Raw genomic sequence first — 13,135 nt, 5'->3', positions numbered from 1 at the left:
CAGCCCATCCCCGCGCTCCGGACGTGATGTCTCGCAACACGGCGGTTACCTCTCGGTAGAGATGACGTTTACGCCCTCGCGGTACACGATGGTGATGGCGTACATGCATACACCTCGGGGGCATGTCCTCCCGTGGCCAGGCCCTGTAGAGCAGCACCGAACAGCGAAGGAACAGCGTGGCTTCCGGATCCGATCGCAACCCGATCATCATTGGCGGCCTGCCGAGCCAGGTCCCGGACTTCGATCCCGAAGAGACCCAGGAATGGCTCGACTCGCTCGACGCCGCGGTCGACGAGCGAGGCCGTGAGCGGGCCCGTTACCTGATGCTCCGGCTGATCGAGCGTGCGCGCGAGAAGCGCGTCGCCGTGCCGGAGATGCGCAGCACGGACTACGTGAACACGATCGCCACGAAGGACGAGCCGTTCTTCCCCGGCGACGAGGAGATCGAGCGCAAAATCCTCAACGCGACCCGCTGGAACGCGGCCGTGATGGTGTCGCGCGCCCAGCGCCCGGGGATCGGTGTCGGCGGTCACATCGCCACCTTCGCCTCCTCGGCCTCGCTGTACGACGTGGGCTTCAACCACTTCTTCCGGGGCAAGGACGACGGTCTGGGCGGCGACCAGATCTTCTTCCAGGGGCACGCGTCCCCGGGCATCTACGCCCGCGCCTTCCTGCTCGACCGGCTGAGCGAGGCGCAGCTCGACGCCTTCCGCCAGGAGAAGTCGAAGGCGCCGAACGGTCTGTCCAGCTACCCGCACCCGCGGCTGATGCCGGACTTCTGGGAGTTCCCGACGGTCTCGATGGGTCTCGGCCCGCTCGGCGCGATCTACCAGGCCCGGATGAACCGCTACATGGAGGCGCGCGGCATCGCCGACACCTCCGCGTCCCATGTCTGGGCCTACCTGGGCGACGGCGAGATGGACGAGCCCGAGTCGCTCGGCCAGCTCTCCATCGCCGCCCGTGAGGGCCTGGACAACCTGACCTTCGTGGTCAACTGCAACCTGCAGCGCCTCGACGGCCCGGTGCGCGGCAACGGCAAGATCATCCAGGAGTTGGAGTCGCAGTTCCGGGGTGCCGGATGGAACGTCATCAAGCTGGTCTGGGACCGCTCCTGGGACCCGCTGCTCGCGCAGGACCGCACGGGCATCCTGGTCAACAAGCTGAACACCACGCCGGACGGCCAGTTCCAGACGTACGCCACCGAGTCCGGCGCGTACATCCGTGAGCACTTCTTCGGGGACGACCCGCGGCTGCGCGACATGGTCAAGGACATGACCGACGACCAGATCCTGCACCTGGGCCGCGGCGGTCACGACCACAGGAAGGTCTACGCGGCCTACGCGGCGGCCAAGGCCCACAAGGGCCAGCCGACGGTGATCCTGGCGCAGACCGTCAAGGGCTGGACGCTGGGGCCGAACTTCGAGGGCCGCAACGCGACCCACCAGATGAAGAAGCTCACGGTCGAGGACCTCAAGCGGTTCCGCGACCGGCTGCACATCCCGATCACGGACAAGCAGCTGGACGAGGGCTACCCGCCCTACTACCACCCGGGCCGCGACTCGGAGGAGATCCAGTACATGCACGACCGCCGCAAGGGCCTGGGCGGTTACGTCCCGACCCGTGTGGTGCGCGCGAAGCCGCTGGTTCTCCCCGAGGACAAGACCTACGCGACCGCGAAGAAGGGTTCGGGGCAGCAGTCGATCGCCACCACCATGGCGTTCGTCCGCATCCTGAAGGACCTCATGCGGGACAAGGAGATCGGCAAGCGCTTCGTGCTGATCGCACCCGACGAGTACCGCACCTTCGGCATGGACGCGTTCTTCCCGAGCGCGAAGATCTACAACCCGCTCGGTCAGCAGTACGAGGCGGTCGACCGCGATCTGCTGCTCGCGTACAAGGAGTCGCCGACCGGTCAGATGCTGCACGACGGCATCTCCGAGGCCGGCTGCACGGCCTCGCTGATCGCCGCCGGTTCCGCGTACGCCACGCACGGCGAGCCGCTGATCCCGGTGTACGTCTTCTACTCGATGTTCGGTTTCCAGCGCACCGGCGACCAGTTCTGGCAGATGGCCGACCAGCTCGCGCGCGGCTTCGTGCTGGGTGCGACCGCCGGTCGTACGACGCTGACCGGCGAGGGTCTCCAGCACGCGGACGGCCACTCGCAGCTGCTCGCCTCGACCAACCCGGGCTGCGTCGCGTACGACCCGGCGTTCAGCTATGAGATCGCGCACATCGTCAAGGACGGTCTGCGTCGGATGTACGGCGGGATCCCCGAGGAGAACGAGGACGTCTTCTACTACCTCACCGTCTACAACGAGCCGATCCAGCACCCGGCCGAGCCCGAGAACGTGGATGTCGAAGGCATCCTCAAGGGCGTGTACCGCTACAAGGCCGCCGAGCGGGGCGAGATCCCGGCCCAGATCATGGCGTCCGGTGTGGCCGTCCCGTGGGCGGTCGAGGCGCAGCGGATCCTCGCCGACGAGTGGAACGTGCGGGCGGACGTCTGGTCGGCGACCTCCTGGAACGAGCTGCGCCGCGAGGCCGTGGACGTGGAGCGGTACAACCTGCTGCACCCGGAGGAGGAGCAGCGCGTCCCGTACGTCACGCAGAAGCTCTCCGGCTCGGAGGGACCGTTCGTGGCGGTCTCGGACTGGATGCGTTCCGTGCCGGACCAGATCGCACGCTGGGTGCCCGGTGCGTACCAGTCGCTGGGTGCGGACGGTTTCGGCTTCGCCGACACCCGTGGCGCGGCCCGTCGGTTCTTCCACATCGACGCGCAGTCGATCGTCCTCGCGGTGCTCACCGAGCTCGCGAAGGAGAACCGGATCGACCGTTCGCTGCTGAAGCAGGCGATCGACCGGTACGAGCTGCTGAATGTGACCGCGGCCGACCCGGGCGCGGCCGGCGGCGACGCGTAAGCACGGCGGATCACGGCCGAAGGGCGGCGGAACCCCTGGTTCCGCCGCCCTTCGGCGTGTCCGGCGTCAGTTCTCCCAGACCTTGAAGGCCCTGATCTGGTACGGGGACTGGGGCACCCAGGTACCACCGCCCGGGTAGGTCTCGAACTCACCGGTCTCGGCGCACTCCGCCGACTGGTACGTGGTGACCGGCCGCCCGGTGCGGTTGGCGAGCGCCTGGGCCTTGCCGCCCTTCGGCAGCGGGACGCAGCTGTCGATGTCGATCGTGGACAGCTCATGGATCTGCCGGGCTCCGGTGAAGTCCGGCTTCGCCCAGAGGCAGAGCTGCCCGCTTCCGCAGGCACCGGGGCGGGCGGGCGCCGAGTGGGTCACGGCCCGTGGGATCGCGGAGTGGACGGTGGCCCGCGGGATATCGGAGTGGGCCGCGGTCTGCGGGATCAGGGCGGTTGCGGCCAGGGCGGCGGCAAGAACGGTCGTGCGCATGAAAATCGACCCCCGTGGTGGTGCGAATCAGTTGCTCGCACCCTGACCCGCGGGGCAGCGTCCGGGGAAGGGGCCGCGGACCACGCCACCCGGATAGGCGACAGCCCCGCCGGAACGGTCCGGCGGGGCTGTCGTACGCGCTGTGTTGACGCCGCGGTGGCGTCGTGACGGGCGATCAGATGTGACCGGCGCCCGCGCCCGCCCCGGCATTCGCACCGCGCTTGGTGAGCGTGGCGACCAGCGCGGCGACCACCGCGACGATGCCCGCGACCATGAACGCCGTGCTCATGCCTGACACGAACGTGTCGTGGGCGACGCCCGCGATCTTCCCCGCGACCTCCGGCGGCACGTTCCCGCCCACCGGCGGGATGCCGACCTCGACGGCCGAGGACGCCTGGTCCATCTGCTGCGGGCTGAGCGGCGGAAGCTGTGCGGCCTTCCAGTTGTCGGGCAGCTTCGAGCTGACCTGCGAGGCCATGACCGCGCCCAGCACCGCCGTACCGAGGCTGCCGCCGACCTGCATGGCGGCCTGCTGCAGACCGCCCGCGACGCCGGAGAGCTCCATCGGGGCGTTGCCGACGATGACCTCGGTGGCGCCGACCATCACCGGGGCGAGGCCGAGACCGAGCAGACCGAACCAGATCGACATGGTCAGGGTGCCCGTGCCGGTGTCCAGCTGGGACATGCCGAACATGGCGACCGCCGTGCACACCATGCCGCCGACCAGCGGGACCCGCGGGCCGAACTTGGTGATCATGGCGCCGGCGAGCGGCGAGGCGACGATCATCATCCCGGTCAGCGGCAGCAGGTGCAGACCGCTGTCGATCGGGCTGAGACCGTGCACGTTCTGGAGGTAGAAGGTGACGAAGAACAGCCCGCCCATGAAGGCGAAGGCCATCAGGACCATCAGGACCGCGCCCGCCGACAGCGGCACGGACCGGAACATGGCCAGCGGGATCAGCGGCTCCCTGACGTTCTTCTGGGAGAAGGCGAAGACCACGAACAGGACCACCGCGGCGCCCAGGAAGCCGAGCGTCTTGTAGTCGCCCCAGCCCCACTCCGAGCCCTTGATGAGGGCCCAGATCAGACAGAACATCGCCTGCGACAACAGCACGATGCCACCGATGTCGAAGGAGCGCGGCGCGTTCTCGGCGCGGTGGTCCTTGAGGATCACCAGGCCCAGCAGGAGCGCGATCACACCGACCGGCACATTGATGAAGAAGACGGACTGCCAGCTGACGTGCTCGACGAGCACCCCGCCGAGGATCGGTCCGCCCGCGGTCGAGGCGCCGATCACCATGCCCCAGATGCCGATCGCCATGTTCAGCTTCTCGGCCGGGAAGGTGGCGCGCAGCAGGCCGAGCGCGGCGGGCATCAGCAGGGCGCCGAAGAGGCCCTGGAGCACCCGGAACACGATCACCAGCGCGACGCTGTGGGAGAGGCCGATGGCTCCCGATGCCGCGGCGAAGCCCACGACACCTATGAGGAAGGTCTGACGGTGGCCGAACCGGTCACCGAGCTTGCCCGCGGTGATCAGGGAGACCGCGAGGGCGAGCATGTAGCCGTTGGTGATCCACTGGACGTCGGCGAGCGATGCTCCCAGGTCCTTCTGGATGGCGGGGTTGGCGATCGCGACGATCGTGCCGTCGAGCGCGACCATCATCACGCCGATGGCCACGGAGAAGAGCGTCAGCCAGGGGTGGCCGCGCAGCCCCTTGGCAGGTGCGGGCACGGCGCTGTTCTGCGGCTCCCGCGACGCCTTTTCGACGGTGGTCTGACTAGTCATGCCCGGGAGATTAGTGTCAGCCTCTGACAGTTGACAAACCATTTCACAAGTCAGTAACTGTCACGTAGCTCACAGATACGCTGAGCTGGGAAGAGCGGGAGAAAGAGGACCACTTCAGTGACCGATGGGCAGCGGGCCGTGCATCCGACCGGGCAGTGCGGACGGCCGACCGGACTGCGTGAACGGAAGAAGCGACGCACCCGGGACGCCCTGCTGCACGCCGCCCTCGATCTTTTCATCGCCCAGGGGTACGAGGAGACCACCGTCGACCAGATCGTCGACGCGGTCGAGGTCTCCCAGCGCACCTTCTTCCGCTACTTCGCCAGCAAGGAGGAGGTCGCCTTCGCCCTCCAGGAGATGGTGGAGTCGCACTTCCTCTCGGAGCTGCGCCGCCGCCCCGCCGCAGAGGCCCCGTTCGAGGCGATGCGCCGCGCGGTCCTCTGCGCCTGGAACAGCATCGGCGAGGCGATCGAGGCGATCGTCACGGTCGAACTTCACATGCGTACGTACCGGATGATCGAGTCGACGCCGTCGCTGCTCGCCGCCCACCTGCGGCGCAGCATCGATCTGGAGAACCGGATCGCCCTGCTGATCGCCGAGCGCGAGGGGCTCGACGTGGCGACGGACCCCCGGCCGAGGGTCGCCGTGGCCGCGTTCAGCGGGGTGATGCGGGTGACCGGACAGCTCTGGGGGCAGGGGCACGATGCCAGCGTGGACTCGCTGCGCGCGCTGACCGAGGCGTACCTGGACCAACTCGTCCCGGCACTGGCCGGGAACTGGCGGGCAGGAGCCGACGCCGGGCTCGGGTAACGCCATGGAAGCTCCGTCCGATGTGCTGTACGCCTCAGTGTCATGACATGACCGACTTCACAACAGCCGTGCCCCGGCGGCCATATGCGACGCTCCGAGGGCGCTCCGCGCGCCTGAGCGTACGTGCCGCACCAACACAGCGTGAAACCACCGACCTTGAATTCCCGACAGCCGGGTGATGTGCGTCACCCTCTTCACGGCTGCCGCCGCGCGTCTCCTAATGTGGGCCGGAGTGACTTCCTTCGACTCCTCCCCCACGCTCACCGCATGGCGCGCGCTGCTCGCCGTCGCGGTCGTGTTCGTGATGCTGACCACCACGGGCTGGACCGCCGTGCGTCACCAGCGCACCGACGAGCCGCGCACCCTCGCACTCGCCGCCTGGGCGCGCGGCCACGTGGCCGGGCACGCGCTGCCCGACGTCGACGCGCCGCCGTACCGCCTGGCACAGTTCTTCGCCTCGCTGACGGCCGCGCAGCGCACCGCCCTGGCCGACAAGTACCCCTTGGTCGTCGGCAATCTGAACGGTGCCCCGGTCACCCTGCGCTATCACGCCAACCAGCGGGCCCTGGTGGCGGCACGGACGGTCGAGCGGCAGCGCATGCACGACTCCAGGCTCTCCCCGGACGGCCGCGCCGAGGCGCTCCGCCGGATGGACCGCTTCGACTCCATGCTCGACCGCGGCCGGCACATCCTCGCGTTCGACCCGTCCGGAAAGGGCCGCGCCGCGGAGGTGTTCGGCGATCTCGACCGGGCCCAGCGAATCTCCGTGATCGTCCCCGGCGTCGACACCAACCTGCTGACGCTGGAGCGGTCCGCGCCCAGGGTGAACGCCGCCCCCGTCGGCATGGCGAAGTCGCTGTACGCGGCGGAGCGCGCGGTGCGCCCCGGCGTCCGGACCGCCGTCATCGCCTGGGCCGACTACACCACGCCCGCCGGGATCGGTGTGGACGCGGCCCTGGGGAATCTCGCCGAGCGCGGCGCGGTCCGGCTGAACGCCCTGGTGGGCGCGTTGCCCGGCAACGCGCCGGTCTCTTTGTTCTGCCACAGCTACGGCTCGGTGCTGTGCGGTGTCGCCGCGCATGAACTGCCGTCCAGGGTCACCGACATCGCGGTCGCGGGCAGCCCCGGCATGCGCGTGGAGAACGCCCGGCAGCTGCGCACCCAAGCCAGGGTGTGGGCGACGCGGGACCACGGCGACTGGATCGAGGACGTTCCGAACCTGGAGCTCGGCGGGCTCGGTCACGGGGCCGACCCGGTCGACCCGGGCTTCGGCGCGCGCATCGTCTCGGCGGGCAACGCGGTCGGGCACAGCGGCTATTTCGAGCCGGGCACCGGGAGCCTCGGCAACTTCGCCGCCATCGGCGTGGGGGCCTACGACTCGGTGAACTGTGCGAGCTCCGACAGCGCCTGCCACGAACAAATCACCGGCGGCCAGGAGCCCGTCCTGAAGATCTGAGGGCTTCAGCCGCCGCAGCCGACCGGAAATTGCGGTCTACGCCGAAGGGGGACGTGCGGGCAAGTGCCGCATACGATGAGGCACATGGGTGATGTGCTGGCCGGAATTCATGCCACCTGGGAGTTCGACACCGACTCCGTGCTCATCCGCTTCGAACGGGGTATACGCACGCCGAAGCTCTTCCAGAGCCTGCGTGAACGCCGCGTCCCGCACGCGGCGCTGTCGTCGGTGACGCTGACCCCGGGCAAGCGGGGCACGGTGGTGCTGCACGCGGTGCCGAGACCCGGTGCCGACCCGTTGCTGGAGGCTGCGGCCGGGCAGCTCAAGGACGGCTGCGATCCGTACCGGCTGGTGCTGCCCGCCGAGCGCGAGACGCTCGCCGAGTACTACGCGGACGAACTGCGCGCCCTGCTCCCTGTCGACGCCGCGGAGCCCGCCGAGCGGTTCCTGGTCGCGGCCCCCGAGGCGCCGATGCAGTTCAAGGCGTACGACGGCCGGGCCAGCTTCGACGGGGACCGGATCTCGTTCCGCTGGTTCCGGACGGGCGCCTCCACGGCGAAGTGGAAGGCCGGTGACCAGACGTTCGCGGTGACGGAGCTGAGCGGCGTCGAGTGGCGCTCGCCGGAGGTCTTCGACGGCTATCTGCGGCTGGTTCCGAGAGGTCTGGAGGGTACGGCTCCGGGGCCGGGCAGCGGCCTCGCCGTGACCGCCGGCTCCGGCATGACCGCGGGCGTGGAGACGGGCGCGGGGCTCGGCACGGGAACGGTGAGCAGCGCGCAGCCTACGGCCCCCCATCCCACCCGGGCCGACCAGGACCCGGCCTCGGTGATCTTCGGCCTCGGCTACGGCCCGGTGCACGAGTCGCTGCCGTTCGCCGCGGCCGTACTGGAGTCCGTACGCAGGAAGCAGCCGGCGCCCGCCGCGCAGGCCGCCGTCCTGGCGGGCGCGGGGCGGCGCGATCCCGCGGACATCGCGGAGCGGATCCGGCACCTCGGGGAACTGCACCGGGCGGGGCTGGTGACGGACGACGAGTTCAGCGCGAAGAAGGCCCAGCTGCTCGCCGAGCTGTAGCCGGCCCGGTGCCCGCCGACCGGGCTCCGGCCCGCCGGTGGTGCTCCCGTACGAAAGACGCGGCGGTGGACCGGGACCCCGGTATGACGCCCGCCCGGCCGCGCCGCGCCTACGCTGATCGGGCCATGCCCACTTCCCCGCCGCCCATGCCGTCCACGCCGCCCCGGACGCCCCCGCCGCCCGTCGACGGCCTGCTGAGCGCCGCCCGGCGCAATCTGCGCGAGCTCGCCCACGGGCTGTCCCACCCGTCCCATCCCGCGACCCCCCTCCTGGCGAACGCGCCGAGGCGGTGGCAGCGGCTGCTGCCGTACGTCGTCGTCCTCGCTCTCGTCTCGACGTTCATCCCGGTCACGATCAATGTCCTGACCCATGGGTACGGCGTGAACGGAGGACTGGCGGGAGCCCTGGCCGTCGCCCAGGCGGCGCCGCTCCTGATGCTGGCGCACCGGCCGCTGCAGGCCTGGTGGATCATCTTCCCCGCCGACATCCTGGGTGCGCTCGCGCTGCTCGGGCATCCGGTCGGCGAGTTCGCCATCTGGCCGTGGCCCCCGCCCACCCTGGTCGGCTACCTCTTCCTGCTGCTCGCGCTTGCCCTGCGCGAGACCCGGCGGACCCTGGCCGCGATCTGGGTGGCGACGGGCGCGGCGAGCCTGGTCCTGCACCTGGTCTCGCCGGAGCGCAGCAACGGCAGCGCACTGCTGCTCGTGATCCTCGGCGCAGTGGTCCTGGTGATCGGCACGGCGCTGCGGGAACGGGGCGACGCCCAGCGCCGGCTGGCCGAGCAGGAGACCATCAGCGAGGCCGAGCGGGCGCAGCGGACGCTGCTGGAGGAGCGCACCCGGATCGCCCGTGAGCTGCACGACGTGGTCGCGCACCACATGTCCGTCATCACGGTCCAGGCCGATTCCGCGCCCTACCGGATCAGCGGGCTGCCCGAGGAGGCGGTCGAGGAGTTCGGCGCGATCGCGGCGAGCGCGCGGGAATCGCTCACGGAGATGCGACGGCTGCTGACGGTGCTGCGCAGCGAGGGCACGGAGGGCGAGCGAGCGCCGCAGCCGGGGCTCGACCGGCTGCAGCAGTTGGTGGAGGCGACGGTGCGGGCGGGGCTGCCGGCCGAACTGGCCCTGGCCGCCGATGTGTCGGACGTACCGCAGGCGGTGGATCTGTCGGCGTACCGGATCGTGCAGGAGGCCCTGGCGAACGTGGTCCGGCACGCGCCCGGTGCGCGGACCCGGGTGTCGGTCACGTCCGACGGCGCGCATCTGACCGTGCTGGTGGTCAACGACCGGGCGGAGAAGCCCGGTTCGCCACTGGAGACGACCGGGACCGGGCACGGTCTGGTCGGCATGCGGGAACGCGTACGGTTGACGGGCGGCACGCTGGACACCGGACCGCTGCCCGACGGCGGCTTCCGGGTGGCTGCGCGGCTGCCGCTCACCCCGGTTCCGCCCCCGACCTCGGAGGACTCTTGACCATCCGCGTGATCATCGTCGACGACCAGGCCATGGTGCGGGCGGGGTTCGCGGCACTGCTCGCGGCACAGAGCGACATCGACGTGGTCGGTGAGGCGCCGGACGGGCGCCAGGGCATCGACGTCAGCCGGCGGGTCCACCCGGACGTGGTCCTGATGGATGTCCGGATGCCCGAGATGGACGGCCTGGCGGCGGCCCGCGAGCTGCTGAACCCGCCCGTGGGCGTGGTGCACCTGCCCAAGGTGCTGATGCTCACCACGTTCGACGTGGACGACTACGTGTACGAGGCGCTGCGCGCCGGGGCGTCCGGCTTCCTGCTGAAGGACGCGCCGCCGGCGGATCTGATCTCGGCGGTACGGGTGGTCGCGGCGGGCGAGGCGCTGCTCGCGCCGTCCGTGACGCGCCGCCTGATCGCGGACTTCGCCCGGCAGGGCCCGACCGGGGCGGCCCGGAGCGGGCAGGCACTGCGGCTGAACGGGCTGACTCCGCGCGAGCGGGAGGTGCTGGAGCTGATCGCGCGGGGCCTGTCCAACCAGGAGATCGCCGGGCGGCTGGTGCTGGCCGAGCAGACGGTGAAGACCCACATCGGGCGGGTGCTGACGAAGCTGGATCTGCGGGATCGCGCGCAGGCGGTGATCTTCGCCTACGAGGCGGGCGTGGTGGTACCCGGGGAGCAGTAGGGGGGTCTCCCCCCGCCCGCCCCTGCGGCAGGCCCCCAGTACACCCCCTACCCCGGTAGCACCCCGCACTTGGCCCCCTGGTGCGACGCCCCCGCACCCACCGCCTTCCTACCTTCCTCCCCGTCGCGCCGAACGGCGTGCGGAAGCCGGGTCAGCCGGAGAGGGAGGGGCGGGATGCGCCGTTACGCAAGGACTCTGGTCGCGGTCGCGCTGGCGACCACCATGGTGGCGGGGACGGCCGGCTGGGCGTCCGGGAACGCGCAGCACGCCCTGACCGGGCCACCTCCCGGGACCGCGGCCTGGCGTGCGGATCAGGTGCTGGGGCGCGAGCTGCCGGACCCGGAGCGGACCACCCCCGCCGAAGTGAGCCGTTTCTTCCGGGGGTTGACCGCGGCACAGCAACAGACCCTGGTCGTACGGCACCCACTCGTCGTCGGGAATCTGGACGGCGTACCCGTGGCACTGCGCTACCGGGCCAACGCCCGTTCCCTGCGGGCCGGTCACGACCCCCGGTACACCCATCTCACCGGATCGGGACACCGCCAGATCCTCGCCTTCGACCCGCGCGGACGCGGTCAGGTCGCCGAGGTCTTCGGGGACCTGAGCACCGCGCGCCATGTGGCGGTCGTGGTGCCGGGTTCGGACATCGACGCCGGGACCTTCGACCGTACGAACGATGTGTACGGCACTCCGGCGGGGATGGCGAAGTCCTTGTACGCGGAGACCGGACGCGGCAGCGCGGTCGTCGCCTGGGCCGGCTACACCACTCCCGTCGGCATCGGCATCGATGCCGCGACGGGCTCGCTCGCCGAGGCGGGCGCCGACCGGCTGACCCGGTTCACGGACGGGCTGGCCGCCGACGGCGTGCCCGCGCCCGCCGTGTTCTGCCACAGCTACGGCTCCGTCGTGTGCGGACTCGCCGCGTCCCGGCTGCGCGCCACGGACCTGGTCGTCCTCGGCTCGCCCGGGATGCGCGCCGACGACGTCGAGAATCTGCACACCACCGCCCGGGTCTGGGCGGCCAAGGACGCCACGGACTGGATCGACGACGTACCGAACGTCGAGGTGGCGGGCCTGGGACACGGCCCCGATCCGACCGGCCCGGAGTTCGGCGCACGCCGCGTGCCGGCCCATGACGCCCACGGGCACACCGGCTACTTCGCCCCCGGCACGGACTCGCTCCGCGCCTTCGCCTCGATCACGGAGGGGGAAGCCCGATGAGCCTCAGCACGCTCGCCGAGCGCATCGACGCCCGTACCCCCGCCCATCGCGACCGCGCCGTCGACGGCCTGCGCGCCCTCGCGCTGCTGGCCGTCCCGACCGGCCACTGGCTGCTCGGCGGCTTCCGCCTCGACGGCGACGGCGCGCTGCACAACGCCAGCCCGCTCTCCACATTCGGCGCTCTCGCCCCGGTGAGCTGGGTGCTTCAGATGCTGGGCATCTTCTTCCTGGTCGGCGGGTACGCCTCCGTGCTCTCGTACCACCGGAGGAAGTCCACCACCGGGGCCTGGCTGCGCGGACGCGTCGCCCGCCTCGGCAGGCCGGTGCTCGGGGTGACCGCCGTCTGGGCGGCGATGATCCCGGTGCTGAGCACGCTCGGCGTGCCCGGAGACACCCTGCGGACCGGGTCGACGCTGGTGATCCAGCCGTTGTGGTTCGTCGGGGTGTACACGGTGGTCACGGCGCTCACCCCGTACTGCGTCAAGGCCGCGCGGAAGTGGGGCGGCTGGGCCGCCGTGCCGCTGCTGGGCTCGGTCGCCGTCGTCGACTTCCTGCGGTACGGGCCGTTCGCCGACGCCATACCGTCCTGGCTGAGCGTGCTGAACATCCTTCCGGGCTGGCTCTTCGCGTACCAGCTCGGCGTCTCCTGGGGCGAGGGCCGGATCGGCAGGCGGGGCGCCCGGCTGTTGCTGATCGGCGGAACGGTGTTGTTCGCCGCGCTGCTGCTCGCCTTCCATTACCCGGCGTCGATGGTCGGCGTACCCGGCGAGGCGCGGACGAACTCGCACCCGCCGTCGCTGCTCGTCCTGGCGCTGGCCGCCGCACAGAGCGGTGCGGCGATCCTGCTGCGGGACCGGATCGGCCGGCTGCTGCGCAAGCCGCTGCTGTGGGCGCCGGTCGTCGTCATCAACCTGTCCGCGATGACGATCCTGTGCTGGCACCAGACGGCGATGCTGGCCGCGGCGGTCCCGGCGTCGTTCGCCGGCGCGGTGCCGGGGCTGACGACCGGGCCCGACACGGTCGGCTGGATCCTGGCCCGGATGGCGTGGATGCCGGTGTTCGCGGGGCTGCTGGTGCTGATCGCCCGGTATGCGCGCCGGTTCGAGGCCCCGTGGCAGACCGGTACGCGGGCGGCGAACGCCCGCCGGGCGGTGGCGGGTCTGCTGGCGACGGGGTTCGCGGTGTACGCGCTGGGGCTGGCGTAGGGGTGCGGGGCCGGGAGACCCGGCCCCGCACCC

General features: G+C 71.0%; 10 protein-coding genes. 8 read left to right on the top strand and 2 right to left on the bottom strand.

Annotated elements, in window-relative coordinates; all coding sequences use genetic code 11:
• Positions 1-176: 176 nt before the first annotated feature.
• The gene (gene aceE / locus ACIOHC_RS03050; RefSeq protein ID WP_365688309.1) at positions 177-2,918 is read left to right on the top strand and encodes a pyruvate dehydrogenase (acetyl-transferring), homodimeric type; all 2,742 of its coding nucleotides are present in this window, start codon (positions 177-179) and stop codon (positions 2,916-2,918) included.
• A gap of 66 nt (positions 2,919-2,984) precedes the next feature.
• Here the strand turns inward: aceE and ACIOHC_RS03045 are convergent, their stop codons facing one another.
• Together ACIOHC_RS03045 and ACIOHC_RS03040 are read right to left on the bottom strand one after the other, a co-directional pair.
• Positions 2,985-3,401 (bottom strand): peptidase inhibitor family I36 protein, encoded by a 417-nt coding sequence (locus ACIOHC_RS03045; RefSeq protein WP_365688306.1) that lies wholly within the window; start codon positions 3,399-3,401, stop codon positions 2,985-2,987.
• 175 nt (positions 3,402-3,576) lie between these two features.
• Entirely contained in the window at positions 3,577-5,064 is a 1,488-nt protein-coding gene (locus ACIOHC_RS03040; RefSeq protein WP_389635956.1) for an MFS transporter, read from the bottom strand.
• A gap of 240 nt (positions 5,065-5,304) precedes the next feature.
• On the opposite strand from ACIOHC_RS03040, the gene ACIOHC_RS03035 reads away from it, so the two are divergent.
• From ACIOHC_RS03035 to ACIOHC_RS03005, 7 genes are all read left to right on the top strand, one after another.
• Positions 5,305-5,997 carry a TetR family transcriptional regulator gene (locus tag ACIOHC_RS03035; RefSeq protein ID WP_365688302.1) on the top strand — a complete coding sequence of 231 codons (693 nt, stop codon included), beginning with the start codon at positions 5,305-5,307 and terminating at the stop codon, positions 5,995-5,997.
• 232 nt (positions 5,998-6,229) lie between these two features.
• The gene (locus ACIOHC_RS03030) at positions 6,230-7,453 is read left to right on the top strand and encodes an alpha/beta hydrolase (RefSeq protein ID WP_365688300.1); all 1,224 of its coding nucleotides are present in this window, start codon (positions 6,230-6,232) and stop codon (positions 7,451-7,453) included.
• Positions 7,454-7,537: 84 nt separating this feature from the next.
• On the top strand, positions 7,538-8,524 hold the full coding sequence (locus ACIOHC_RS03025; protein ID WP_365688298.1) for a DUF4429 domain-containing protein: 987 nt from the start codon (positions 7,538-7,540) through the stop codon (positions 8,522-8,524).
• 125 nt (positions 8,525-8,649) lie between these two features.
• A complete protein-coding gene (locus ACIOHC_RS03020) occupies positions 8,650-9,996 on the top strand; it encodes a sensor histidine kinase (RefSeq protein WP_365688296.1) in 1,347 nt (448 codons plus the stop codon).
• Positions 9,993-10,676: a response regulator transcription factor gene (locus ACIOHC_RS03015; RefSeq protein WP_351075787.1), complete on the top strand. Its 684-nt coding sequence runs from the start codon at positions 9,993-9,995 to the stop codon at positions 10,674-10,676. The genes ACIOHC_RS03020 and ACIOHC_RS03015 overlap by 4 nt, the downstream gene beginning before the upstream one ends.
• A gap of 174 nt (positions 10,677-10,850) precedes the next feature.
• Positions 10,851-11,897 (top strand): alpha/beta hydrolase, encoded by a 1,047-nt coding sequence (locus ACIOHC_RS03010; RefSeq protein ID WP_351075784.1) that lies wholly within the window; start codon positions 10,851-10,853, stop codon positions 11,895-11,897.
• On the top strand, positions 11,894-13,102 hold the full coding sequence (locus tag ACIOHC_RS03005) for an acyltransferase (RefSeq protein ID WP_389635532.1): 1,209 nt from the start codon (positions 11,894-11,896) through the stop codon (positions 13,100-13,102). Before ACIOHC_RS03010 ends, ACIOHC_RS03005 begins: the two co-directional genes overlap by 4 nt.
• Positions 13,103-13,135 lie beyond the last annotated feature (33 nt).

Source organism: Streptomyces sp. NPDC088252 (assembly GCF_044740965.1).
In the GTDB taxonomy this organism is placed as follows: Bacteria; Actinomycetota; Actinomycetes; order Streptomycetales; family Streptomycetaceae; genus Streptomyces.
Note: the sequence above shows the minus strand (reverse complement) of the source record. Positions and strands in the feature narration are given on the sequence as shown.

Coding starts and splice junctions, on each gene's coding strand:
- ACIOHC_RS03045 (WP_365688306.1), bottom strand. CDS start 3,401: ATGCGCACGACCGTTCTTGCCGCCGCCCTGGCCGCAACCGCCCTGATC.
- ACIOHC_RS03040 (WP_389635956.1), bottom strand. CDS start 5,064: ATGATGGTCGCGCTCGACGGCACGATCGTCGCGATCGCCAACCCCGCC.
- ACIOHC_RS03025 (WP_365688298.1), top strand. CDS start 7,538: ATGGGTGATGTGCTGGCCGGAATTCATGCCACCTGGGAGTTCGACACC.
- ACIOHC_RS03020 (WP_365688296.1), top strand. CDS start 8,650: ATGCCCACTTCCCCGCCGCCCATGCCGTCCACGCCGCCCCGGACGCCC.
- ACIOHC_RS03010 (WP_351075784.1), top strand. CDS start 10,851: ATGCGCCGTTACGCAAGGACTCTGGTCGCGGTCGCGCTGGCGACCACC.
- ACIOHC_RS03005 (WP_389635532.1), top strand. CDS start 11,894: ATGAGCCTCAGCACGCTCGCCGAGCGCATCGACGCCCGTACCCCCGCC.